We start from the raw sequence: 25,272 nt of genomic DNA, 5'->3' as shown, positions 1-25,272 counted from the left end.
CTTTGGAACCGCCGCGATCTCGCTCACGAAGCGAAAGTGCCTTTATCTGCGCCAAGCGCAACAGAGATGACGATCGGCCATAACGTCGGCAGCAAAGCGGAAGTCGACAGCGTCATGGAGCAAGCCCGCCAAGCGGGAGCGGTCATGATCGATCCGGCCCATGAAACGTTCTGGGGCGGGTATGGCGGACATTTTCAGGATCCGGACGGGCATTTATGGGAAGTTGTCTGGAATCCGGCATGGGAGAATGCAGAATAACCAATTGAGAGAAAGCAGGGATTCGTATGACGGCCAATTCAGAAGCGCAAACAGGACAAGTCGTCGGTAAAACGGCAGACGTCGGTTTTCAAATCGGGGTTCGGCGGACGCTGCCAACTTCCCCCGAGCGCATATGGGCTTTTCTCACGTCTTCGGAAGGACTGGCTTTATGGCTAGGACAACGCTCTGAACCGCTGACGATTGGGGTTGGTGAATCTTTTGTATCCAGCCAGGGCCTGACCGGGAAATTCACTGTCGTGAAACCCGCGCTGCAAGTCCGGCTCAAATGGCAAAAAAACGGGTGGCCCAAACCGTCCACGTTGCAAATTCGTCTGCTCTCCGACCGACCGGATCAGACGACGGTTGCTTTTCATCAGGAGCATCTGGACAGCGCTGAAACACGGGAAAGCATGAAGCGAATTTGGGAAGATGTGCTGCAAGCCATCGCGCATAACGTGAGCTAGCCCCCATAAACAGCAGGCATAAACACAGTTCTTTGGACTGTGTTTTTTTACTGTTCCCCGTTTATATTCAGTTTAAAAATGTACGTTACGATCTCCTTATCAACTCAAGCTGGAGGAACGAACGATGGAACTTCAAAAGAAAAAAGCACTTGCGCCGAACAACGGCGATCTGGCGGTAGAAGCGCGCGGATTAGTCAAAGTCTTCGGCGACAACCGCGCTGTCGACGGCGTCGACTTGAACGTACGCGCCGGCTCGATCTACGGCGTGCTCGGCCCGAACGGTGCCGGCAAAACCACGACGATCCGCATGCTGGCGACGCTGCTGCGGCCGGATAGCGGCTCGGCTCGCATCTTCGGGCACGATGTGGTGAAGGAGTCCCAGATCGTGCGCCAATTGATCGGGGTCACCGGTCAATACGCCTCGGTCGATGAATCGCTGAGCGCCACCGAGAATCTGATTATTTTTTCCCGGCTGCTCGGACTTGGCCGGGCGGAAGCCAAACGCAAGTCTGCGGAGCTGCTTGAGGAATTCGGCTTGACGGAAGCCGCGAAGCGTCCGCTCAAAAACTTCTCGGGCGGGATGCGCCGCCGCCTGGATCTTGCGGCGAGCCTGATCGCACAGCCGCCGCTGATTTTCCTTGACGAGCCGACGACGGGGCTCGACCTGCGCACGCGCTCGCAGATGTGGGACACGATCCGCAGGCTCGTGAACACAGGCTCGACGGTGCTGCTCACGACGCAGTACCTGGAAGAGGCCGATCAGCTCGCAGATCGGATCGCCGTCATTGACCGCGGCCATGTCGTCGCGGAGGGGACGGCCGACGAGCTGAAAGCGTCCGTCGGCACCTCGTCACTGCACCTGCGCGTGGAAAGCCCGCTGGATATTGCCGCGGCGAGAGAAACTGTCGAGCACATCCTGAAAGTGCCGTCCACCGTCACCGCGGAAGCCGCTAAAATTACGGCGCCGATGGCGGACGCCGATCTCGTCACGGACCTGCTCATCGCCCTGCGTGAAAAAGGCATCAAGCTCTCGGAGATGAGCGTGCAGAAACCGACGCTGGATGAAGTCTTTTTGACCATCACAGGCCATGGCGTCGAGAAGGATTCCGCAAACAATCAAGCATCATCAAAAGAAATGGAGGCTGCCCAAGCATGAGCCAATCCGCTGTGAAAACCAGTGCTGCCGGATCGTTGAAGAATCATACCAGCATCCGGCAATCGATCCGCAACTCGTTCACTATGGCGTACCGGGGCATTTTAAAAATCCGCCGCACACCCGAGCAGTTATTTGACGTGACGCTGCAGCCCATCATTTTTACCTTGATGTTCACTTATATTTTCGGCGGAGCCATTTCCGGCGATGTGGCAAGCTATCTGCCTGTCATTATCCCGGGCATTCTGGTGCAAACCGTCATCGGCACGTCCATCGTGACCGGCGTACAGCTCCGAGAGGATATGGACAAAGGCGTCTTTGACCGCTTCAAATCCCTGCCCATCGCGCGAATTGCTCCGCTTGCCGGAGCGCTGCTAGCCGATACAGTTCGTTACACCATCGCAACCGTGCTGACGTTCGTCATGGGCTACATCATGGGCTTCCGACCAGAAGGCGGCATCGAATTTGTGGCGCTGTCCGGACTGCTCGTCATTTTCTGCTCGTGGTCCGTTTCCTGGATCTTCGCCTTCTTCGGCGTCATCGCCCGTACGGCTTCCAGTGTGCAAGGCATCTCGATGCTGGTTCTGTTTCCGCTCACGTTCCTGTCCAACGCGTTTGTGCCGGTGGAAACGATGCCGAATTGGCTGCAATTTTTCGTAAAAATCAACCCGATCTCGCACATCGTCTCCGCCGTCCGGCAGCTGACCAGCTCGGGTACCGTAAGTTCGGATCTCGTTATTTCCCTCATCGGCGCCCTCGTCATTGTCGCCATCTTTGCCCCAATCACGGTGCGTGCCTACATGCGCCGCACCTAAGGAAAAAATCCCTCTCGCGGATTAGAACTGTCGTTCTGACCTGCAAGAGGGATTTTTTTATTTCACAATGATTCGCACTCTTGTGCCGTTCGGATAGGGCTCAAGCTGATTGGAAATCCAGGAGCCCGCGCCTCGATTATCGGATGGTGTGACGTACTGGATATCGGCACCCGCTCCGCCCTCCGCGCACATTGCCATCGGCCATTCGTCGCGGTCATAGCCTTTTTTGGTCGGAACCCCTTTTAACGATAAATCCCGATTGTGCTCTGCGCCTTCCCGATCAATCGTGCATTCTGCCGATTCGCCCCGCTCAATCGCCGACTTGATGTGCTCGCCGGTTTCCGGGTAACGATCCTTGGGAAACACCAGCGTCACGACATTACCCTGCTCGATTGCAGGCTGATTAGCTTCGAACTCGGAAAGCGCCCAGTACGCTGCCACGATCAGGATGATCACAAGCAGAAGCCATCCGGGCATTCTCATACGCAAACGCACACGCTTCAACGCTTCTCTCCTCCTCATCTTGCTGTCATTTTCATTATACTTCCAGAACAGGAGTTCGCCAAGCTCATCTTCTAGTCGATGAATCAGTAAAACGGTATGAGAAACGCTCTTCTGCGGCAAACTAAGCTGTCTTGCCAAACTTCAACCTAAGGAGTGTTGTTCATGCGTGAAGGATTGATACCCGCTGTATTAGGAACGGTTGTTTCTGCATCCGGTGCGACAATGCTGAAAAGCAAGTATAAGCTTCTAGGCGTCGGGGTACTCGGTTTTGGCGTAGCTCATGTGATTCTTGGGGCCATCGACCTCGTCGAGCACCGCTAAGTTTGGCGAGATTGGGATTCAAACGGATTGCCGCTTCTTTAGCCTTCTCGGCTGCGGGGTGGCAATCTTTTTTATTGGATTGTTTCCCGAGGGAAAATCTATTATAATGGTGCGATTACGAGAATAAAGGAATGAAGAATCGCATGTTGATGACGAAACCCGACTACTGGATCGCCAAGCTTGGCCTTGAAGCGCATCCGGAAGGCGGCTACTACAAGAGAACGTACCAGGCGGAGGAAAGCATAACGGATCGGGAGTTGTCCGTGCAATTTAAGGGCACCCGACTGCTATATACGAGCATTTATTTTCTGCTGGAGTCTAAGGATGTCTCTCATTTTCACCGCTTAAAATCGGACGAGCTCTGGTACTATCATGCCGGCAGTCCACTTACGATTCACGTCATTCACCCGGACGGTGTCTACGAAAAGGTCAAGCTCGGACTCGACCTCGAGCGCGGCGAGCGCCCGCAGTACATCGTGCCGAAAAATTCGATTTTCGGCTCTTCCGTGATGGAACCGGACACCTTCTCGCTTGTCGGCTGCATGGTGTCGCCTGGCTTTGATTTTCAGGATTTCGAATTGTTTACGAAAGAACAATTACTCGGCTGCTACCCGCAGCACCGCGAGATTATCGAACAGCTGGCATATGACCGAGTGCCTGTGATGGTTTAGAAGTTTACTTCCTGGCTTCGTGCAAAGTATACTGAAGGAAAGACGAAGAACGTCCTGTACGCCCATGTCCATCATGGGGGCAGGGCGTTTTTTTATTTTCAGAGGAGGAACTTGGATGGAATTTGAATTGGCGCATGAGGCATTTCTGAAGAAGCATGTGGAAGCGAGGTCCGGGGAGCGCAAAGGGCGGCTCGAACGCGGGCATCGGGAGGCTGAAAAGCTGTTCTGCCGTGAAGTTTGGAGGCCGCTGCGAGGGCAGTTCGACAACCTTCATCCCGAATTCGAGGTGCTGGATTGGCGCGGTCGTTCATTTTTTTGCGATTTTGCCTATTTGACTGCCGGGGTGCAGCTTATGATTGAAATTAAAGGCTACGGCCCTCACGTTCGTGACATGGACAGACAGTCTTATTGCTATGAGCTGAATCGGGAAACGTTTTTAACGGCCATGGGGTACCGCGTTATTTCCTTCGCCTACGATGACGTGGCGCACCGGCCTGAATTGTGTGTCTCACTTTTGCGCATGGTGCTGAGCTACTTTCAAGGGGACGGCACACCCCAACATCTTCAGGATGCCGTTGAACGCGAAGCACTCCGTTTAGCTTACAGGATTGCCCGCCCCTTACGTCCGATCGATGTCGAACAACACCTTCACGTCGGTCACCGCACCGCAGTCAAAACGCTTCAGTCACTTTGCTCGAAATCGTTACTTTCCCCCGTGGCAGGCCCCAACAGTAAACATGTTGTACGTTATGAGCTCCGACAACTTGCGAAGAATGGCTTGTGGCTGTAGTGAGCGAGGAGCAGCTTTGAGTATGAGTGGGTGGCGTGCAAACAAATTAACGTTTGCAGATTGCGGAAATGCCTGCGAAAAAGCAGGAATTTGCTGCTACAAAGGCGCTTTGAAGTGAAATGCCTGCGAAAAAGCAGCCTTCTGGGCTAAATTCAGGCTGCAGGGGCGTATTTTTATAAAATAACTGCTTTCTCGCAGGCTTTCCTCAAAATCGAAGCTAGTTTCGAAAAATTCCTGCCTTTTTGCAGGAATGCGGTTCATGCTGGGAGGAATACGGTTCGTGCTGGAAGGAATACGGGTCGTGCTGGGAGGAATCAGCTCTTGCTAGCAGGAATACGAAATGAGAATGGGACGGGAATTCGGTAAGTCAGCATCCCCACCTCCCTCCGCATATTCCGACCCCCGCAATGCCAAAATACCTCCATAGGCATCTTCATGCCCATGGAGGTATGTGCAATTAATGGCCGCCGGCGTGATCGACGTGCTGCAGGTGCTTTTTGTTCAGCCAGATGACGATCACGGCTAGCACGACGAAACCGCCGCCGATATAGAACGGTGCATGGAAGTTGAACCACTCCGCGAACTTCACGGAGAAGTAAGGCGCCAGCGCGCCGCCGATGAAGCGCAGGAAGCTGTACGCCGCGGAAGCGGTTGGACGCTCGACAGGCGCGGCGTTCATAACAGCCGTTGTAATCAGCGTATTGTTGTTGCCGAGGAACAGGCCGGCTGCAATAACCATCGTCACGACAACCGCTTTTTCCGTCGTCCAATATCCCATCGCAAACAACGTGACGGCGAAGAGCAGCAATTGAACGCACATCGCTTTAATGGTGCCTTGTTTCTTTTGCAGCGTCGGCGCGGTAAACACGGAGGTAAAAGCCAAGCACAACCCCCACCCCAGGAACACGTAACCGAGTCCATGCACATCCATATGATGCAGGTGGCCGAGCACTAACGCCGCATACACCAGCAGGGTAAAGAAACCGAAGTTATACAGCATCGCACCAAGTCCGAAAATAAGGAGCGAACGGTTCTTCAACGCGCGGAACGGGTCAAGCAAAGAGGCTTTTTTCTTCGGTGTGCCGGCTGCTGCGGTTGGCGCTTTAGCGATGGCCGGCTTACGAGGCATCATAAAGAAAATCGCGCAGAAAGCGATCACCATCAAGCAGGCAACGCCATAGAATGGCGCCCGCCAGGAGATGGCACCAAGCTCGCCGCCGAGCAAAGGGCCTACGGAAATGCCGAGACCGACGGCAACTTCAAACAAAATAATCGATTTCGCAACACCCGCACGGGAAAGTGAAACGAGGCCGGACAGAGCTGTTGCTACGAAAAAGGCGTTCCCCAAGCCCCAACCTGCCCGCAGCCAGGCAATTTCCGTGACACTGCTTGCATTGCCGGCAAGCGCGGAGAATAGGGCAATCAGTACGATCCCGCTGAGGAGCATATTTTTAATCCCCAACTTGGAGGAAATGACACCCGTTACCAGCATAGCGACGGCCATGACGGCGTTGTAGCTTGTAAAGAGCATCGTCAATTGGCTGTCTGATGCATGCAATTGATCCTTCATCATGGGTAGAATCGGATCGACGAGGCCGAGCCCCATGAATGCAATAATGCTTGCAAAAGCGATCGCCCAGACGGCCATCGGTTGATTGAACATAGATGTGCTGCGCGGTTGCAGCGTTCCCGAAGATTTTTGTGCGACTGACATGTTAGTTAGAATCTCCTTCTCTTGGTGTAGTTTGCAGCTGGACAAGTCCGTTCTCAATCCGCGTGGTCATATGATCCAGCTCTTTGCGGAATTCATTCAAAGTCTCAAGCTTCTGATCAACCATTTCAATCTGTTGGGACACAATGCGCTTCATTTCCAGCAGTTCCTGCTTCTTCTGCTCCTGGTCCTCAACGTTCAGATACGTTTGCCGATGATTGAGCAGTTCCTCGCGGATAGCAACGAATTCCTGAATTTCCTGAAGGGTGTAGCCCAGAACATCGCGTGCCTTCATAATCTGCTGCAGCCGCTCGAGATGCTGCCTCGTATAGAGCCGCATGCCGCCTTCGCTTCGCTCAGGCGCCATTAGCAGCCCAATCTCTTCCCAATAGCGAATCGTACGTTTCGTCAAACCGCTTGCTTTCGCTACATCATCAATTTTAAATGTATCCATATGAAACTCCCTTCCGCTCAGCATGTGCTACGCTTAAATATTAACTCGATTTAACGTTAACGTCAACGTTAACTTTTGAAAATTTGCTCCCGCATATAATTTGTGCTAAAATCAGCACAGATAATATTTACGCAAAGGCAGGTCGATCCCGCGTGGCACAATTAAAAAGGTTTGGCTTTGGCCTGCAAGCCCTGATCGTGCTTGCCATCCATCCCGACGAGCAGCTGTCCAGCTCGGAAATGGCGGATCAGATCCGCTGCGAGCCGACGGCGCTACGTAAAATTTTATCCCAACTGCGCGAAGCGGACATAATCGAAGTGAGGCAAGGCCGAACCGGCGGTTACCAACTCGCCAGACGGCCGGATCAAATTACGCTTATGCAAATTTATGCTGCGCTCCATGACGAGGAACCGATCTGGGATCGCATGCTGGATACGACGGGAGACCATCTGTTCGGTCAAAAGGTCAATCATGCTTTTCAGCAGCTCATGGGCGATATTAATACGCAGGTAACCCGGATTCTCGGCACCTATACCTTAGCGAGTCTGATTGAGTAAATTTTTTTCACCTAAATTGTGCAAATTAATTCACAGTTTTTTTACAAATAGGAAAGAAGGTGCTCCTTGCCATGAGCCCCAGAATTCAGCAAGCGGTCAAAGTTCTGACCTCACTCGCTACTGCACTGATTGGCGGCTATGTATTCCGCTTGCTGCACATCCCCATTCCCTGGATGCTAGGACCGATGATCGCCGTTCTGATCGGCTCTAGCATTTTCAAAGACCGTTATCGATGGCCCGGGCAGTTCCGCAATGTCGCCTTGGGCATTGTCGGTTATACGATCGGCCTTTCCCTAACCGCTGCCGCGCTGCACCAAATGGCTATTCAACTGCCCTCTATGATTGGAATGACCGTGCTGTTAATGCTGTTATGCGGCTCTCTCGCTTATCTGGTTTCCAAGCTGTCTGGCGTCAACTTCAAAACGTCCCTGCTCGGCAGCATTCCGGGTGGACTGACACAAATGGTCATTTTAGCGGAAGAGACCGAGGGGATTAACTTGACGATCGTCACGATTACGCAGGTGATTAGGCTCATGATGATCGTAGTATGTGTTCCGCTGCTCGTGTTTAGTCCAATCATGGGGAACCATAGATCGGGCGTGGCGGATGCCGCCATCTCAGCAGCCTCCTCCGCGACGTGGAGCGGCTTGTTCCCAAACATTTTGCTGTTCGCCGCGGTAAGCGCCGCTTGCGTCCTGCTGGGCGATCGGATTAAATTTCCGACCGCATTTTTTCTGGGGCCCGCTCTAGGCACAGCCGCCTTGCAATTGCTTGGCGTGCACGGTCCGCCGCTGCCATCCCTGCTCATCTGCGCGGCGCAGGTGATGATCGGCGTTAACGTCGGTCTAATGCTCAAGCCCGGCCAGCTCGATCGCAAGCTCCAAACGATTTCGCTCGCGGTCGTCTCCGGCCTTTTGTTAGTCATCGGCTCCTTCGGGCTCAGCGCCTTGTTCGCGAGCTTTCAGCCGGTCACCCAGTCAACCGCTCTGCTCAGCCTGGCTCCCGGCGGGATGGATCAGATGGGGATCATCGCGCATGAAATCGGCGCCGATCTGTCCATTGTTGCAGGCTACCAGGTGTTTCGAACGTTCTTTATTTTCTTTGCGGTGCCGCCGCTTCTGCGGTTGTTTTTTAAATATAGTACTTCCCAACGGGCGCCTCGTAAAAAGGCAACTTAAATCTATCGTACACGGAGGAACTTACCCATGAACCCGATTCAACTCGATTTTCAAAAAACAGCGCTGGTCATCATCGACCTGCAAAAAGGCATCACCCGCATCCCTGGCGCGCAGGGCGTCATCGATAAAGTCGCGCCGATTGTTCGCCTTTTTCGGGAAAAGGGCGGTTTTATCACATTTGTCAATGTCGATTTCCTGGATGGCCGCGATCGCTTGACGCCGATCACGGATCAGCCTGCAGCAAGCGGCACTCCTTCGCTCCCTGCAGATTGGGCGGAGTTCGTGCCGGAGCTTGGCGTAACCCAAGGCGACCATATTGTCACGAAGCGCAATTGGGGAGCCTTCTTCGGCACCGACCTGGACTTGCAGTTGCGCCGTCGCGGTATCGATACGATTGTGTTATGCGGCATCTCCACCAATATCGGCGTCGAGATGACGGCACGCGAAGCGTTTCAGCATGGTTATAACCAGATTTTTCTCACGGACGGCATGATGAGCACTTCGCAAGATGAGCACGACGCGACGTGCAAATTCATCTTCCCGCGGATCGGCCGAAGCAGAACCTCCGAGCAATTCCTTGCGGAAGTCGCTGAGAACGCGGCGAATTAAGTACGTAGTTCTATATGAGCTGCTTGGAAGCCGCCCCATCGGCTTTCAGGCGGCTTTTTCAATTCCTATTGGCCGGAGGTTGGGAGGACGGAATTTCATTTTTCGAAATACATTTACAAACCGATGGTCTGTTTGTATAATAAGCCTATCAACTCCATTTGAAAGAGGCTAATCATCATGAAAAACGAAGAACGCCGCGAACTGACAATCAGTCGCTTGCTGACGGCCGTCAAAGCGCTTATCGCCGAAAAAGGCTGCGAAGCGTTGACCATGAAGGACCTCATGGAACGGTCCGGCCTGTCGAAAGGCGCTATTTTCCACTATGTCAAAAGTAAAGACGAGATTTTCGCTTGGGTGCTTCAGGAACGGCTTGAATCTACGAACGAACAGTTTCAAACCGCGGCCGAGCAGGAGCCGGCCACTTTTGAAGGGCCTATGCAGCGCATTGCGAACGGCATGAAGTCGATGACGGATCCCGGCGATGTCACCAACAAAGTGTTCATTTACCTGCTCGGCAAAGAAGCGGATCCCGCAGTCGCGGAAGCACTGCAGCAATTTTATGAGCAGTCCATCCGGTATTCGAAAATGTGGATTATCGCAGGCCAGCAGCATGGCGTTATTCAGCCTTCCCTGGACGCCGACGAGACCGCCGAAACGTTTGTCCTGCTTACCCTCGGACTCCGCGTCCGCTCCATGCTGCCGATCGGTCGAAGCGCCGGGAATCTGGCGGAAAAGCTTTCGGGCTTTATGACACGCATCTTGAAGGCGTAAACGCAAGCTTCCAACCAAATGATCAAGGAGGAAAGTAAAATGGCACCTTTTATCGTATTAGTCTCATCGTTCGTCCTGTTTCGCTGTATCGGCTGGCTTGGTGCAGGCTACTTCGACAATTGGCAGCACGCGCTGCAAGCCGCCGTCGCGCTGATGCTGCTGCTGACTGCCTCTGCACATTGGGGGAAAAGGCGGGCAGATCTCATCCGCATGGTCCCCCCGGCTTTTCCCAATCCGGCCCTAATCGTTACCTTAACGGGCATCCTTGAAATTGCGGGGGCCATTGGCATCCTGCTGCCCGCTCTTTCACTTGCGAGCTCGCTCTGCCTCGTACTCCTATTCCTGGCGATGTTTCCCGCCAACGTCTACGCAGCCAAACATCGCCTCACCATCGCCGGCACACCTGTGCCCGGGCTGCTCTTGCGCAGCGTGTTGCAGCTCGTTTTTCTCGCTGCCGTGGTGCTGGCTTCGCCGTTGGTGTAGGCAAAACTGTACCCTTTTTCAGTGAACAAGCGGCACTCTAGGACTTGAAAATATCCTAGACTGCCGCTTGTTTATGGAACGCACAGTTTCAATCGTTTTCTTGCCTTGATGACAAATCATGCTTTTGTTACTGTTCTTCCACATCCCCCTGATTACGGAACTACACGCTGCTATTTCGATGAATGATCCAGCTTTCCGCCAGAAGCGGAACGAGCTGACCTTATTTCACCCCCTAGCTAGCAGTCCATTTCCCCCCAAATAGGTGCAAATAAGACCTTCTCGTTCCGCTGGCAACACAAATAAGCCGAATTCTTGAAAATAGCGTCACTACGCTCCTCTTGCCTAAAAAAAGCTCCCTAAGCATGTCAGGTCTTACATCGGCGAGGGCTTCCGTCCTTTTCCGTACACGCCGGCAAACAAGTACGTCGCCAGCAGTTGCAGCGCACCGATGATGTAGAACGGTGCGACCATTCGCCCCGCGTCGATGAACTTACCGAACGCGCCGGGCCAGAGCACCGCGCCCAAGCGAAGGATGACATAGTTCATCTTCGCGATCAGCGAGCGCTTGCCGCGCGGCGCCTCTTCCATCAGCATCGCGGTCCGGTTGCCGCGCGTCCCGAGATTGCAGGCGGTGCAGCCGATTTCCAGCAAAGCCGCTACCCAGAACGATGTCGTCCACGGCAGGGCCAGCAGGCAGGCAATCGCGAGCAGATGCAGAATGACGACCACGCGCACGGTGCCGATTTTCTCAGCATGCTTCGGTGCCAAATACGACCAGCCTCCCGCTGCGAGGTAAGAGAGGCCCATCACGACGCCGATCCAGCCCGGCGACGCCTCGAACTTCACGGCGAACCAGTACGACGTCATCGTACTGGTCAGGCCTCCAGCCACCCCGCTGAGCTGCGTCACCAACTGCTTGAGCTCTTCCGTCCTCTTCGCTTCGCCGGAAGCGCCCGAACGCCGAACCAGCAGCCGCAGATTCGGAATCAGCAGCAGGACGAGAAACAGCACAATCGGCGCGTACAGCGACACTTCGTGCCAGCCGAGCCGCCGAAACAGCGCGAACAGGCCGCCGATGATCAGCGCGCCGAGCACCATACCGGCGAACAGCGCGAAGTCGTTCGCCTTCTTGCCGGCTGCTGGCTCCGCCTGCGAAGCAGCCGGCGGCGGCACTTTCCGCTCGCCGCCCTGCAGGCGGAGCAGCAAAACAAGGCTGCCCGCGCTAAGCGCAACGAGCAGCAGGAAAATCGGCCTGTAGCCGCTGGCGCCGGGCAACAGGCCGCTCCATACCACGTGCAGGCACGCCAGCAGGCAGCCTGCCCCCAGCCCCGCGCAGCTTAGCAGCGCGTTCGTGTGATACACATGACCGGTCTTCTTCCGGTCATACGCCGCCAGCCAGCGCCGCTCGATCGGCGCCATGGGCCCGCCCGTCCCGGCATGTCCGCCGCCGAGGCCGGACAACATGAACGCAGCGTCGAGCACAAGCTGCTGCGAGAAGAACACCGCGAGCACCGCGCCGAGCAGGACGAGCCCTTCGAACAGCAGCAGGCAGCGCTTGGCGCCAAGCAGCCTGCCGAGCTCAGCCGTGAACAGCGTCAGCACGGTTCGCAGCAAGCCTGCGAGGGCGAGCACCGCGCCGATCGCGCCCCCGCTCCACCCCAGTTCCTTCAGGAACAGGGTGATGTCGACCAGCGCCAGTCCTTGTCCAACGCTGCGCAGCAGCGTGGCGAGCTGAAGGCGCTGAACATCCCTATGAGGGCCAAGCCATGCGGAAAGCAAGCCCGATGTAGCAGGAAGTTGGAACATAACACGACTCCTTATCTAAGAATAGGATAATGTTAACTTGAATTACGCCGTTTTTTATTCATTCTAAGTACAAATCATGTAAAGATCAATCATAGGTGAACACCCCGTTAGTTCCCCATCAATTCGCTCCATAGCAAAGCCTGCAATAAAGCAGTTTTTTGGGCCAGTTTCAATCAAAAAAAGGATGCTCGACGAAAATACCTGCGCAATTGCAGGCATTTCGTGGAATCAGCAGCGGGAAGAGGAACATTCCTGCTTTTCTGCAGGCTTTGATACCACGCCCTCCCCCAACCCTCTCGCAAATTCTTTGCTCTTTCCGTCATTTTCTTTGTTCTTTCCTTCCTGTTTCCCTGCACGCCTAGCGTCACCCGAGTTCTCGTTGTATGATAGAAGCAATTCCTCTCTCTGGGAAAATTCCATGGAACGGTGACCTCTATGCGACTGCTGCGCAGCCCACTCAAAACTTTGCGGGGCAAGATTCTCGTGTCCCTGTTCTTGCTGATTATTCTTCCCGTCGTCATCATTCTGTACCGCTTCTATCGGAATTCGGAGCACATCGTGCAAGTGCAGCTTAACCAGTCCAATCAAGCCGCCGCCACGCAAAAAGCGAGTGCCATGAACGATATGGCCGTCCGCATGATTTCCGCCTCCTCGCTGATCATCAACGATCCGGAAACGGAGAAGTTTTTGAAAGACCCGCCCGACTGGTCCGATAATTATCTCAGCTTCCAACGGCTGACCAACTTGCAGCGAAAAATGTCCAACATCAAAGACCTCCTCCTCGACTATTCGACGTATATCGGCATCTACGATAATCGAGGCTACACGCATACGACCTGGTCGGCCGTAGCCAAGGCGGATCCTCTGGATTTCGCCAAGGAAAGCTGGTTCGCTCCGACGATGGCGCACAGCGGCTTTCCGTACTGGACTGTCCCGTATACCCTCCAAACCGGCGCGACAAGCGCGAATCTCGTCTTAATGACGAGGCAAATTAACGGCAATTATACAAGCAATTATGGAACGTTTTTTATTGGCGTGCCGATCTCGGTTTTCTTCTATTCCGCTTCCGAGCTCGCGAGCCAACAAGCGGAAGGCATCACGACCCTGCTGTACGACGACCAACAGCGGTTGCTGTTGGGCCGGACGAACAGCAATCAGGCTCTCGCAGACGCCTCGCTTCAGAGCATCCGAACGAACAGCAGCGGCATGCAGGAGATTACCGTGGACAACAAGGTATACCTAGTCAACGATGCCGATGTGCCGCAGCTAGGCTGGCATCTCGTGCAGTTCATGAATCAGGCGGACTTCGCCAAACAGCTGAGCCGGGAAAAGGACAAATCCATCTCGTGGATTATGGCGTGGTTTTTGCTTTTTACCATTGCCTTCATTATGCTGATGCTGCGCGTCACAAGCCCGTTCAAACAGCTGGCCAAATCGATGAACAAAGTGGGAAAAGGCGAGTTCAACACCTCGGTGCAGATTAAGGGCGAGGACGAGATGGCGATGCTCGGCAGCAATTTCAACAAGATGGTGCATCATCTGCAAAATCTCATCAACGACCTGTACGACGAGCAGCGCCGCAAACAGAAAGCGCAGTTTCAGGCGCTACAGGCACAGATCAATCCGCATTTTCTGCTGAATACACTGAATTCGATCAAATGGATGGCCCTCCTCTCCGGCGCCGAGCACGTCAGTGAAATGATTACGAAGCTGGGCAAGCTGCTGAATTTTACGATGCGCAATGAACAAGAGTTTGTCACGCTCCGGGAGGAGCTCGATTACTTGCAGGTTTACCTGAGCTTGCAGGAAATCCGCTACCATGATCAAATTACTTTCTCATATACGATTCCCGAGCCGCTTCTAGACTGCGAGATGCTCAAATTCACGCTCCAGCCTGCGGTAGAAAACAGTATTCTTCACGGCAACCGCTTCCCGCTTCATATTGAGCTGATCGCCGAGGCGCAGGGGGATCAGCTTCTGATTTCCCTGCAGGACAATGGCGTCGGCATGAGCGAGGAGAAAATTCAGGAGGTCGAAGCGACGCTCCATCAGCCTCACGCCAAATTCAGCGGCATCGGCATCCGCAACGTGAACGAACGCATCAAGCTGCACTACGGCAGCCAGTACGGTATGCAAATTTCGAGCAAACCGGACGAAGGCGTTCATCTTCAATTAATGCTGCCTATAAAAAGGAGGGATGCGGAGCATGCGCATCTTGATCGTGGATGATGAAATTTTGGTACGCATCGGACTCAAAACGATTATTCCCCGGGACCAGGACGATTTCCAGGTCATCGGGGAAGCGGCGAGCGGCTTAGAGGCGCTGCAAATCCTTGAAGATCAGCCGTGCGACATTGTGCTGACTGACATTCGCATGCCCGAAATGGACGGGCTCGCGCTGCTGAAGGAAATTCGTGAACGGTGGCCCCATATCAAATGCCTGATCTTGTCCAACCATCACGATTTTGCCTATGTGCAGCAGGCACTTCGCCTTGGTGCCGTAGAATACGTCACCAAGCTGGAGATCAACCCGTCCGAGCTGATGGCAAAGCTGCGCACACTGCGCGAGCAAATTAGCCAGGAGCAGCAAGAACAAGCGGCGCTGTCCAAGCTGGAGCAAAAAGTGCATGAATACAGCGGCGAAGTGAAGGAAAAGCGCCTGCGAGAGCTGCTGTTGGGTCATGCTTCACGGAATGAGATTGCGCAAATGCGCCGGGAATTCATGCTGGAGCAGCTTGAAGCCCCGCTTTCGGCGGCAGTCGTGCAAATCGAGAAATATGACGAGCTGACGCAAAACAATCGTTTTCAAAGCGACCGTCTGCTTTCCTATACGGTCAAAAATGTGCTCAGCGAAATTTTAAAAAAATACGACAACGGCGAACTCGTGGAAATTGAAGGCGGCAAATTTTGCATTCTGACAGGCAAGCGAGACCCGAATATGCTTGTTGAAATGCAGCATGCGGTGCAGGCTTTTCTGAAAATTTCAGTAACAATCGGCGTCTCCCCCGCCATGACGGATATGTTCGCACTCCATGAAGCGTACGATAAAGCCGACTGCGCGCTGAGCTACCGCTTTTATTATGGGCGCGCCTGCATCGTGCAGTATGAGGAGCTAAAGCTGTCTGCTGCTCCGGCCATGACGGAGCCTTGGGACGAAGAGGAATGGTCGAAGCTTATCGATGCGCAGGATGCGGAAGGCATGAAGGCGCGGATCTTGACGTGGACGGCATCCCTCATGCAGCAAAGCGCACTTCCTCCCACGGTCGTACGCGAGCAATGGCTGAGCCTGTTTCATCTGTTTGCGCGCAGCTTGAAGGCGGATGGCGGCGATATCTACTCCGTCACGCTGCATGAGCAGCAGTACCCGTACCACGTCATTCGTACCGCCGAGACGCTGCAGGATCTCACTGACTGGTTCGTCGGCTGGATTCCGGTCTTTCTGGCATACAAGCGCCAGCACGGCAAGGAAAAGCTCCGCCCCGAGATTCAGCTTGTGATCAAGCAAATTATGGAGAACTACAATTTTCCGCTGAAGGTAGCGGACTTGGCTAGCACGGTCGGGTACACCGAGAACTATTTAAGCATTCTTTTTAAGAAGGAAACCGGCAAAACCATCACAGACTACATAACCGCCGTACGGATGAAAAATGCGCGCGAGCTGCTGAAAAATCCGGATTATAAAATTTTCGAAATTTCCGAGATGATCGGCTATGCCGACCCGAACCATTTCTCTCGCAGCTTTAAGCAAATGGAAGGCATGTATCCGACCGAATTTCGCAAGCTCTATTTTGGCGGACAGCGAACATCATAGAATTATGCTTACTTCGTAAAGAATCCTCCGTGTTCATTTGGAAGCGAATGGATTACGATGACATTACCAAAAGATAAGGGGATGAACACATGAAGAAAGCACTAGGCTACAGCGCCTCACTTGCACTTGCTGCAAGCGTTTTCCTCGCAGGCTGCTCCAAAACTGAAACAACACCAACCGCTTCCACCTCCGTGGCACCGGCAGCGACGGCAGCAGCCACTGCAGCGGCAACGCCGGATCAAAAAACGATTACACTGAAATTCTGGGGAGGCGTTCCGCCGGAAAGCGGTCCGCAAGAAGCGGTCGATAACTGGAATAAAGCGAATCCGAACATCAAGGTTGAATATACACGATTTGTCAACGACGATCCCGGCAACTTGAAGCTGGAGACGGCTTTGCTGTCGAATACGGATGCACCGGACATTTTCATGAGCTACGGCGATGCCAGAATGACGAAGCGCCAGTCCGCCGGCATGGCGGAACCGCTCGACGATCTGATCGCGAAAGTCGGCTTTGACGTCAACGGCACGATCGGAGCAGAAAATATTAAGAAATTCCCGGACGGAAAATATTACTATCTGCCTGCCAATAAAAACGTAGGCGCAGTTCTCTTCAACAAAAAAGCGTTGGACGCATCCGGCGAGAAGCTGCCGACAGCCTGGACTTGGGACGATTTCGCGGCGCTAGCTACTAAACTGAATAAAGGCGAAATGAAAGGCACCATGCTGGATCCTGCCCTTGCCTCCTTCGGCGACCTTGTTCTGCAAACCGATAAACCGCAAGATTGGTTCATTACGGCTGACGGCTCATCGAACTTTAACAGCCCCGCTATAAAGAAAGGCCTCGAGATGCAGCAATCGCTCGAAAGCAAAGGCGTGATGATGAAATACTCCGAAGCCGTAGCGGGTAAAATTACGGTGCAAAACGAACTACTCACAGGCAAAGCGGCCATGGCGGCGTCGCAAATTTACATTATCCGCTACATTAAAGATACGAAGAGTTTCCCTCACGACTTCAAAGTGGCTTTCGCACCTTACCCGCAGTTTAAAGCAGGCGGCAACATCAACCCTGGCGGCGGCATGGGCGACTACATGTCCATCAACAAAAACAGCAAGAACAAAGAAGCGGCTATGAAGTTCATGTCCTGGTACTTGCAGGAAGGCAACATGGCGATGGTCGCGGGCGGACGCATTCCAACGAACAAGAAAGCCGATCCAGCCAAAATCGCCTCCATCCTCATCGGCGACGCGAAAGATCTGATCGACGAAGATTCCTTGAAAGCGCTGCTCGCTGGCAGCTACACGTTCCCAACGTCCTACAACGTGCCGGTGCCAACCGAATTGACTGCGGTGTACAAGGATGAAATGGAGAAATATTTGCTCGGCGCCCAGCCAATCGACAAAACGCTGGAGACAATGAAAAAACGCGCAGACGACACGATTAAAGGCGCGAAAAAATAGTTTTGCTTTACGTCAACCTCCGGGCCGCTTCTACCCGGAGGTTTTTCAATGAAAATGCAGAAACGGTCATGAATATGCTATGGGTTTTCGCTTGCATGCTTGGTAAAGTTAAGATATCAACCGTTCAGGAAAGGGTGTAAGGCACATGAAACCATTCTGGCAGACGTCCAAGTTCAGGGAAAACCTTGCCGGTTATCTCTTCATTTTACCCAATTTCACGGGGTATCTCGTGTTTATCCTGCTGCCAATTCTATTCAGTCTGTATCTTGTTTTTGTCGATTGGGAATATCTCAAAGGCTTCGCAGGCATTGAATGGGTCGGCCTGGATAATTTTAAAGCGCTTCCGCATGATCCGAAATTTATTAAGGCGCTGCAAAATAATACGATTTTCACATTGGTCTCCGTGCCGGCGTCCATTATTTTAGGTTTGCTGCTAGCTGTCATTTTGAATAAATACGTGTTCTTCAAACAGACATTGCGGACGCTGATTTTCCTTCCTTATGTCAGCTCGCTCGTCGGCGTCTCCGTCATCTGGAGCATCATGTACCGGGCTTCCAACGGGCCGATTAACCAATTCCTGCATGCGATCGGCATCCAAAATACGCCAGGCTGGCTATCGAGCCCCAAATCTGCGCTCATCGCCATTATTATCATGTCCGTCTGGGTCACCATTGGATATGCCATGGTCATTTATCTCGCCGGCTTGCAGGGGATTTCCAAGGATTTGTACGAAGCTTCGGAGATCGATGGCGCGTCGAACGTACGGCAGTTTTTTCAAATTACGGTTCCCATGCTGACGCCGACGACGTTCCTCATCACCATCACACTGATTATCTGGTCGTTCCAAGTGTTCGGTCCCGTCGCCGTCATGACGCAAGGCGGTCCGATCGATTCGACCATGGTGCTGTCCTATCACATCTTCCTGCTCGCCTTTCGCTTCTACAAAATGGGCTATGCGGCTGCCGTCTCTTGGGTGCTGTTCGCCATCATTTTCATCATTACGCTCATTCAATGGCAGAGCCAAAAACGCTGGCAGCAGCATTTCTAAGCAAAGGAGCGATCTCGCATGGCAACATCTTATTCTATCGAAACGACCAAATCGGCTTCTCTGACGAAACGCAAAGGCGGGAGCCTGTGGCTAAAAACGATCATGACCGTCCTCTTGTTCGGCTTCGCCATTCTCATGATCATGCCGTTCCTCTGGATGATCTCCACCTCATTTAAAATTAACGGCGAGGTGTTCAATTATCCGATCGAATGGATTCCGAAGACGTGGCATTGGGAAAATTATCAAAAAGTGTGGGGCGGCACCGATCCGTTCTATATTTTCTACTGGAACTCTATCAAAATTACCGTGATTACGGTCGCCGGCAATCTGTTTACGAGCGCCATGGCCGGCTTCGCCTTTGCCAAAATCCGATTTAAAGGCCGCAACTTCCTGTTCCTGCTGTACTTGTCGACGATGATGATTCCGGGGCAGGTGCTGCTCGTTCCCCGCTTCATCCTTTTCGATCAATTGCATCTGATCAACACGCATACGTCGCTGATTTTGCCGGGCCTCTTCACCGTATTCGGGACGTTCCTGATGCGCCAATTTTTCTCTTCGCTGCCGAACGAACTGCTGGAAGCCGGCCGGGTCGACGGCGCAGGCTACTGGCGCAACTTCTGGCAAATCTGTCTGCCGCTCACGAAACCGGCAATTGTTACGCTGCTCATTCTGTCGTTTACGTGGCATTGGAACGATTACGAGAACCCGCTCATTATGCTGCGTGATAAACCTCTGTACACCATTCCGCTCGGACTCACGAGTTATGTGGAAGAATTTGGAACAAATTATGTCCTGATGATGGCGGCTTCCGTATCGGCCCTTGTGCCGGTCCTTATCGTAGTCATAGTTTGTCAAAAATGGTTCGTCGAGGGGGTGGCCAGCTCCGGCTTGAAAGGATGATTGCGTGATAGAGAGAAGGATCGCAATTGCACCAAGGCACATTAGCCTCTGCATGGAGAGAAACCCATACGCTAATTGATGTCCAAGGAGGCTGTATGATGATTTCCTTCCGCAAATGGTTCACAGGGCTCCTCGCCGCCGCTCTGCTGCTTGGCGCCTTTCCTGCCCACCGTGCAGAAGCGTCAAGCATAGCCGTCGTGCCGATTGACTGGAGCTCCTTCACCGCTGGCAATCCTACTGACAGCAATTCGCTCCGCGTCCGCACACTTCTGCTGAACAGCAACAAATACGCGCTAACGACATGGTGGACAAACAAAGGCTTTACCGCGCAAAGCGGCGCGTATCTGACGTTCGGCGGCGTCGATGAGCCGAATATCCGCCCGCCAGCCAGCGAAGCGCTTGCGCTTGCGATTTCGCTCAAGACCGGCGCTTATGATGCTTCGGCCACTGGTGTCACGCAAGCGAACGCCTTGGCAATCGCCAAGAAGCTGACCGCTTCCCTCGCCTACCGGCACAAAGTAACGACTGCGTCCGGTTGGGGCAACGGCTGGCAGACCGCGTTCTGGGCGTACTTGGCCGGAACAGCCGGCTATATTTTATGGGACGACTTGTCCGCCACAGACCGCGAATATGTGCGCACGATGGTGGAATACGAAGCGAATCGTTTTAACAGCTACACCGTCCCTTATTACCGTAACAAATCCGGCACCATCATCTCCGCCGGCGATACGAAGGGGGAAGAAAACGCATGGAACTCCTCGCTGCTGCAGCTTGCTACAGCCATGATGCCCGATCACCCGAACTGGTCCTTATGGATGAACAAAAACATCGAGCTGATGATCTCCGCCTATTCTCGTCCGTCCGATACGACAAGCACGCGCGTGCTTCACGGCAAGACGGTCGCGCAATGGCTAAACGGCTCCAATGCCAATGAAGACGGCACCGTGGTCAACCATAACATCATTCATCCCGATTACATGACGTCGATTACCCAACTGTTTAACGCGCCGCTCTTGTATACGCTCGCGGGCAAGCCGACGCCGGAGGCGTTCCTGTTTAATGCGGACGTCGTATACGATTCGCTCGTCGACTTGAATTTTGCCTCTCCTCCCTATGGATCTCCCGGCGGCACGATTTATGTGGACGACTCGTCCACGATCTATTATCCGCAGGGCAACGATTGGGGCACGATGCGGCGGATGCAGTTCGCTTTTATCGATGCGACGGCTGCGGCATTTGGCTTCGACACGCTCGCCAGCCAGAAGGGCAGCTACTGGGAGCCTTACCATGCCCAAATGGTGCTCGATATGCAGAACCGTGCCGGTCATACCGATGGGCACACCTATGAAGCGGCCGCGGAGGACACGTATGCCGGGCGCGAGGAATGGGTTGCGCAATTTGCGGGCCGGGATTATTTGACGAAGTGGATGATGGGGCAAAACAAGTACACGCTGACGAATCAAGCGTATCCTGTACCTTCGGCTCCAGCACCGGGCGATCCGTTTAATTATAGCTTCGAGGATGGCACCGCCGGAGGGTGGACGCCAGTGAACGGCACGTGGAACGTTGTGACGGACGGGGCGTCCAAGGTGTACAAACAGACCGCCACATCGGGCGAGTCGCTCTCGGTTGTCGGCGACAGCTCCGCATGGCGCAATTACAGCCTGGAAGCGACAGTGAAGCTGTACGACAGCATCGCGAACAACGCCTCAGGCATCGTCGGCCGCTATGCGGATAACGACAACTATTATTTATTCCGGCTGACGACGACGGGCAAAGCGCAGCTGTATCGGAAATCTGCCGGCACCTTCACCTTGCTGCAGGAAACGGCAATGACAGTCACCACCGGCACGTCCTATACGTTAAAGCTTCTGATGAACGGCAGCTCGCTTGCCGGTTATGTGAACGGCGCCCTGATGGTATCCGCAAGCGACAGCACGATCTCTGCAGGCCGCATCGGCTTCCGTACGTACAACCAAACCGCGAGCATCGACAATGTCGCTGTCGTGCTGAGCCTGCCATACGCGGATAACTTCGAGGACGGAGATGCCTTTTCATGGACGCCGACCACAGGCATTTGGAACGTTGTGACGGACGGCAGTTCCGTCTACAAGCAGACGGCGACCGGCGGCGAGGCTGTGACAGTGACAGGGAACAGTGCTTGGAGCAACTATACCGTTCAGGCGAACGTGAAGCTGTATGATGCGCTTTCTTTCAATGCTTCAGGTGTGATCGCCCGGTATCAGGATGCGGACAATTACTATTTGTTCCGTGTGACCACGGACGACTTCGTACAGCTGTATAGAAAGTCCGGAGGCACGTTTACCCTGCTTCAGGACGCCCCGCTTACCGTGAACGCGGGCACGACGTACACGTTGAAGCTTGCGCTGAGCGGCAGCTCGATTACAGGCTATGTAGGCGGCGTTCCTTTGATCTCTGTGACGGACAGCACGATTGCCTCCGGCAAGATCGGCTTCCGCACGTATAAGCAGACGGCCAGCTTTGACGAGGTTAGCGTGAATTAATGAAAAAGACGATATGCTGCAGACGCTTGTTCTGCACGTATCGTCTTTTTTTATATCGGCGCATCAGCCGCCTCGAACATCGATGACACATGGTGCAACAGCCGCTCTTGTCCGAACGCGGAATATTCGTTCCACGGCGCTTCGATGCCCGCGATGCCGCTGGTCGTGGTGACGTTCCCCTGACGCACGGCGGGCAGCTCGCGCCAGACGCTCAGCTTCGCGAGATCTTTCCAAGTTGCTTCTGAAACCGCATCCTTGGCGACATGGAGGATCATGTGCCCGGCTTCATAAGCGGCGAGCTGAGCGGGTTCTATCTTTTTCACCCATGGCGTGATTGGAAGTTGATCCGGCGCTTTCAGCCCCAAATCATCGTAAAAAACGGTTGCGGCAGCTCTTCCCCATACCAACAGTTGTTTGAGATGGATCAGCACGATAAGCACAGGACGATCCCCCAGCTGGGGCTCTAGCGCCCTTTTCAGCTCCGCAGCTTTGCGATCGTAGTTGTGCAACCACTTGGCTGCTTCCTTTGTTTTATGGATGAATGCTGCAACCTCCTGAAGCTGTTTACGCCAGCCGACCTGCCACGGCAAAAACAACGCAGGTGCGATGCTCCCCAGCCTCATCTGCTCCTCCGGCGGGACCCAATCGATGCCGATGATATAATCGGGCTTCGCCTGCTCCAGTGCACGCCGATTAAAGTCATAGTGATGGCTAAGCGGCACCTGAACGTCAAACGCATATTTATTGCGGTAATCGTCCGTCCAGTATTGGTCCATCGGCGCTGCATAGGGAATGACCTGCAAAGCCAGCAGCTGTCCGATATTTACCCAACTGTATGCGGCTACTTTCAGTTTGCTGTTTTTCATGTATGCGGCCGGCGCCATGCCCATATGTTTCTTGAACATGTTGCTAAGGTACATTTCATTTTTGTAGCCAACCTGATACGCAATTTCACGCAATGAGGCGTTAGACCACTCGCGCATCAGCGACTTCGCTTTGCGGAGCCTCAGTTCCGTGACGTATTCAATGACACCTTTGCCAAACTTCTCTTTGAACAGCCGCATAAAATGAAAGCGGCTCAGTCCCGCCGTCGCCGCCAAGCTCTCAATTGTCATTTCCTCTGTAAAATTGCGCTCCAACACGTATTTGGCGTAGTCCAGCGCCATGGCGGTCTTGTGCGCCTGATTGTGCAGCACCAGGCTTAACAGCTCGTACAAGCCCGCTTCACTGCGCAGCCGGCCTGCGGGGTGCCCCTGCTGAAAGTGGGTATAGACCACCTTCGCGAGCTGCACGGCGGCTGCGGGCGCCAGGGGAATCGCCTCTCCTTCGCCGGGGAGCGCATGGATCGGCAGGAGTGCGGAGCAGTTCTCAGCCTGGGCCTGCGCCACACGAAACGCTTGAAAACGCAGCAAGTACACGCCCCGCTCGTCCTCCGGCTGCAGCCCGAGCTCCAGCAGCTGCCCCGGCTTGCTAATATAAGCGGTGCCAGGCTTAAGCGGCACAAACTGACCGCTCACGATCAACCTTCCTTCCTGCGCGTCGGACACAAGCAAAATATACGAATCCGCTGTTATAAAATCCCGCTCGGCGGGCCAGTTCAAATCCCGGTACACGATATGCTCGACATCCGTGAGCTTAAACCAGGTCGCCGCCAACAACTCCTCCTCGGTTTCTTGCTGTCTGCGTTCAACGTTCATGAGGCTGCCTCCCTGCCTGACAAGCGTAAAAGGACGGGAGCTTTAAGCGCTGTCCCCGTCCTGCGACTTGCAGTTATTTGACAAGATTACGTACAATATCGTCCAAAATCAACTGATTCGCGATCACGTTCTGGTTGAACCAGTGGCCGGAATCGACCTCGTAGACGTGACCTTGCTGCACAGCCGGCAGCTTCTGCCACAGCGGATTGTCCGTTGGCGGCTTGGGACGGCCGGTACCCGACAAGACGAAGATGTAATCGACGTCATCCAGCTGTGCGAGCGATTCCAGCGAATACGAATCGTAGTCGCCTTTCAGCAGCTTCGGCTGTTTGAAGCCAACGCCTCCGTACAGCAGCTTCCCGCTATAGAAGTTCGCCCCGAACAATTTGAACCCCTTTTCCGCTGCCGATTGGTACAGTACCGCCGATTTGTTGCCGACAGCTTTTTGGATTTTGTCCTTTGTCTGAGCGACCTTCTCGTCGTACTTCTTGATCGCTTCATCCGCTTCCTTCGTCTTGCCCAGCACCTCGCCCAGTTTGGCCACATTGCCTCTCCAGTCGTTTTCGTCGTTAGAGAGCACGTAAGTCGGCGCAATTTTCGAAAAATCCTCATACGTACCCGCTTTGATATAGGAGGGTGCCGCTAAAATAATGAGATCCGGGCTGTGGCTGAGTGTCCCTTCCGGCTTGAGGCCGCCTATCATATCCAAAATCGGCACGCCGCTGAGCGTATTTTGCAAATATTGCTGCGGAGCACCGTTCGCCGACCACTGCGCAACCGGCTTCACGCCAATCGCCGTCAAGCCGTCCTCCAGAAACGGCGCAATCACGCGCTTCGGCTCCGCCGGCACCTTCACTTCGTGGCCCATCGCATCCTTGAGGATGCGCTCTTTCGGCGCTGCCGTGGCTTGCGTTGTCGCCGTCGGTGACCCGGCGTTTGTGGAATCGGCTGCGCCTGTACCGCACCCCGCCATAACAAGCGAAGAAACGAGCAGCACCGCTGACACATGGATAAACCTTCTTGAAAACATAATGGAACTTCCCCCTGATTCTATTGTTGATACTGATAATCATTATCGTTAATTGAAGTATACTGGACAGACCTCCTTTTGTGAATATGTAAAAATGCTGTTTTTAGGCGGATACGGAGCACGATGGTATAAGTTCGTTTGAGGAGAGTGCTTATGGGCGGAGGTGTGGCGGGCGGCAGGCGACTGTTGGGCGGGGGAAGCAACTGCGGATGCAGGCCGACCTCGCCCGTGCCGCTTCTGTCTCTTATACACATCT

General features: G+C 53.9%; 25 protein-coding genes. 18 read left to right on the top strand and 7 right to left on the bottom strand.

Annotated features, from left to right (window positions below; all coding sequences use genetic code 11):
• From EJQ19_RS29255 to EJQ19_RS29240, 4 genes are all read left to right on the top strand, one after another.
• Positions 1-258, top strand: a 258-nt coding sequence (locus EJQ19_RS29255) for a VOC family protein (protein WP_206438506.1), incomplete at its 5' end; no start/stop codon positions are given.
• 26 nt (positions 259-284) lie between these two features.
• Positions 285-722: an SRPBCC family protein gene (locus tag EJQ19_RS29250; protein WP_126144771.1), complete on the top strand. Its 438-nt coding sequence runs from the start codon at positions 285-287 to the stop codon at positions 720-722.
• Positions 723-846: 124 nt separating this feature from the next.
• Entirely contained in the window at positions 847-1,878 is a 1,032-nt protein-coding gene (locus EJQ19_RS29245; RefSeq protein WP_126144770.1) for an ATP-binding cassette domain-containing protein, read from the top strand.
• Positions 1,875-2,690 carry an ABC transporter permease gene (locus EJQ19_RS29240; RefSeq protein WP_126144769.1) on the top strand — a complete coding sequence of 272 codons (816 nt, stop codon included), beginning with the start codon at positions 1,875-1,877 and terminating at the stop codon, positions 2,688-2,690. The genes EJQ19_RS29245 and EJQ19_RS29240 overlap by 4 nt, the downstream gene beginning before the upstream one ends.
• Positions 2,691-2,747: 57 nt before the next feature.
• Here the strand turns inward: EJQ19_RS29240 and EJQ19_RS29235 are convergent, their stop codons facing one another.
• Positions 2,748-3,212: a NucA/NucB deoxyribonuclease domain-containing protein gene (locus EJQ19_RS29235; protein WP_164716815.1), complete on the bottom strand. Its 465-nt coding sequence runs from the start codon at positions 3,210-3,212 to the stop codon at positions 2,748-2,750.
• Between the two features lie 144 nt (positions 3,213-3,356).
• Between EJQ19_RS29235 and EJQ19_RS29230 the strand changes: the two genes are divergently transcribed.
• The 3 genes from EJQ19_RS29230 to EJQ19_RS29220 all read left to right on the top strand — a co-directional run bounded on the left by EJQ19_RS29230 (position 3,357) and on the right by EJQ19_RS29220 (position 4,976).
• The gene (locus EJQ19_RS29230; RefSeq protein WP_056616564.1) at positions 3,357-3,515 is read left to right on the top strand and encodes a hypothetical protein; all 159 of its coding nucleotides are present in this window, start codon (positions 3,357-3,359) and stop codon (positions 3,513-3,515) included.
• A gap of 131 nt (positions 3,516-3,646) precedes the next feature.
• Positions 3,647-4,186 (top strand): cupin domain-containing protein, encoded by a 540-nt coding sequence (locus EJQ19_RS29225; RefSeq protein ID WP_420901707.1) that lies wholly within the window; start codon positions 3,647-3,649, stop codon positions 4,184-4,186.
• Positions 4,187-4,301: 115 nt separating this feature from the next.
• Positions 4,302-4,976, top strand: coding sequence for a PDDEXK family nuclease (locus EJQ19_RS29220; protein ID WP_126144768.1), 675 nt, complete (start codon positions 4,302-4,304; stop codon positions 4,974-4,976).
• Positions 4,977-5,433: 457 nt separating this feature from the next.
• On the opposite strand, the gene EJQ19_RS29215 is transcribed toward EJQ19_RS29220, so the two are convergent.
• Positions 5,434-6,690: an MFS transporter gene (locus tag EJQ19_RS29215; protein WP_126144767.1), complete on the bottom strand. Its 1,257-nt coding sequence runs from the start codon at positions 6,688-6,690 to the stop codon at positions 5,434-5,436.
• 1 nt (position 6,691) lies between these two features.
• Complete coding sequence (locus EJQ19_RS29210) at positions 6,692-7,141, bottom strand: MerR family transcriptional regulator (protein WP_164716812.1); 450 nt, start codon at positions 7,139-7,141, stop codon at positions 6,692-6,694.
• 152 nt (positions 7,142-7,293) lie between these two features.
• Between EJQ19_RS29210 and EJQ19_RS29205 the strand changes: the two genes are divergently transcribed.
• The 5 genes from EJQ19_RS29205 to EJQ19_RS29185 all read left to right on the top strand — a co-directional run bounded on the left by EJQ19_RS29205 (position 7,294) and on the right by EJQ19_RS29185 (position 10,739).
• Complete coding sequence (locus EJQ19_RS29205) at positions 7,294-7,698, top strand: Rrf2 family transcriptional regulator (protein ID WP_126144765.1); 405 nt, start codon at positions 7,294-7,296, stop codon at positions 7,696-7,698.
• Positions 7,699-7,769: 71 nt separating this feature from the next.
• Positions 7,770-8,876, top strand: a complete 1,107-nt coding sequence (locus tag EJQ19_RS29200) for an AbrB family transcriptional regulator (RefSeq protein WP_126144764.1) — start codon at positions 7,770-7,772, stop codon at positions 8,874-8,876.
• Between the two features lie 27 nt (positions 8,877-8,903).
• Complete coding sequence (locus EJQ19_RS29195; RefSeq protein WP_126144763.1) at positions 8,904-9,485, top strand: isochorismatase family protein; 582 nt, start codon at positions 8,904-8,906, stop codon at positions 9,483-9,485.
• Between the two features lie 177 nt (positions 9,486-9,662).
• Positions 9,663-10,256 (top strand): TetR/AcrR family transcriptional regulator, encoded by a 594-nt coding sequence (locus EJQ19_RS29190; protein WP_126144762.1) that lies wholly within the window; start codon positions 9,663-9,665, stop codon positions 10,254-10,256.
• A 39-nt stretch (positions 10,257-10,295) separates the two neighbouring features.
• Complete coding sequence (locus EJQ19_RS29185) at positions 10,296-10,739, top strand: DoxX family protein (protein ID WP_126144761.1); 444 nt, start codon at positions 10,296-10,298, stop codon at positions 10,737-10,739.
• Positions 10,740-11,111: 372 nt separating this feature from the next.
• Here EJQ19_RS29185 and EJQ19_RS29180 read toward each other — a convergent pair whose 3' ends face one another.
• Positions 11,112-12,545 (bottom strand): MFS transporter, encoded by a 1,434-nt coding sequence (locus tag EJQ19_RS29180; RefSeq protein WP_126144760.1) that lies wholly within the window; start codon positions 12,543-12,545, stop codon positions 11,112-11,114.
• A 435-nt stretch (positions 12,546-12,980) separates the two neighbouring features.
• Between EJQ19_RS29180 and EJQ19_RS29175 the strand changes: the two genes are divergently transcribed.
• From EJQ19_RS29175 to EJQ19_RS29150, 6 genes are all read left to right on the top strand, one after another.
• Positions 12,981-14,774 (top strand): sensor histidine kinase, encoded by a 1,794-nt coding sequence (locus EJQ19_RS29175; RefSeq protein WP_241243135.1) that lies wholly within the window; start codon positions 12,981-12,983, stop codon positions 14,772-14,774.
• Positions 14,752-16,356, top strand: a complete 1,605-nt coding sequence (locus EJQ19_RS29170) for a response regulator (RefSeq protein ID WP_164716810.1) — start codon at positions 14,752-14,754, stop codon at positions 16,354-16,356. The genes EJQ19_RS29175 and EJQ19_RS29170 overlap by 23 nt, the downstream gene beginning before the upstream one ends.
• 89 nt (positions 16,357-16,445) lie before the next feature.
• Positions 16,446-17,816 carry an ABC transporter substrate-binding protein gene (locus EJQ19_RS29165; RefSeq protein ID WP_126144757.1) on the top strand — a complete coding sequence of 457 codons (1,371 nt, stop codon included), beginning with the start codon at positions 16,446-16,448 and terminating at the stop codon, positions 17,814-17,816.
• Positions 17,817-17,961: 145 nt separating this feature from the next.
• Positions 17,962-18,864 carry a carbohydrate ABC transporter permease gene (locus EJQ19_RS29160; RefSeq protein WP_126144756.1) on the top strand — a complete coding sequence of 301 codons (903 nt, stop codon included), beginning with the start codon at positions 17,962-17,964 and terminating at the stop codon, positions 18,862-18,864.
• A gap of 18 nt (positions 18,865-18,882) precedes the next feature.
• On the top strand, positions 18,883-19,764 hold the full coding sequence (locus EJQ19_RS29155; RefSeq protein WP_126144755.1) for a carbohydrate ABC transporter permease: 882 nt from the start codon (positions 18,883-18,885) through the stop codon (positions 19,762-19,764).
• 95 nt (positions 19,765-19,859) lie between these two features.
• Positions 19,860-22,289, top strand: coding sequence for a 3-keto-alpha-glucoside-1,2-lyase-like domain-containing protein (locus tag EJQ19_RS29150; RefSeq protein ID WP_126144754.1), 2,430 nt, complete (start codon positions 19,860-19,862; stop codon positions 22,287-22,289).
• A gap of 50 nt (positions 22,290-22,339) precedes the next feature.
• Here the strand turns inward: EJQ19_RS29150 and EJQ19_RS29145 are convergent, their stop codons facing one another.
• From EJQ19_RS29145 to EJQ19_RS32285, 3 genes are all read right to left on the bottom strand, one after another.
• The gene (locus tag EJQ19_RS29145) at positions 22,340-23,986 is read right to left on the bottom strand and encodes an AraC family transcriptional regulator (RefSeq protein WP_126144753.1); all 1,647 of its coding nucleotides are present in this window, start codon (positions 23,984-23,986) and stop codon (positions 22,340-22,342) included.
• Positions 23,987-24,059: 73 nt separating this feature from the next.
• Positions 24,060-25,016, bottom strand: coding sequence for an ABC transporter substrate-binding protein (locus EJQ19_RS29140; RefSeq protein WP_126144752.1), 957 nt, complete (start codon positions 25,014-25,016; stop codon positions 24,060-24,062).
• Positions 25,017-25,036: 20 nt separating this feature from the next.
• Positions 25,037-25,272, bottom strand: a 236-nt coding sequence (locus EJQ19_RS32285) for a hypothetical protein (protein WP_206438505.1), incomplete at its 5' end; no start/stop codon positions are given.

The organism is Paenibacillus whitsoniae (genome assembly GCF_003955665.1).
GTDB classification, from domain to species: Bacteria; Bacillota; Bacilli; order Paenibacillales; family NBRC-103111; genus Paenibacillus_E; species Paenibacillus_E whitsoniae.
The sequence above is the reverse complement of the archived record's forward strand: the minus strand, read 5'-3'. Positions and strand labels throughout refer to the sequence as shown.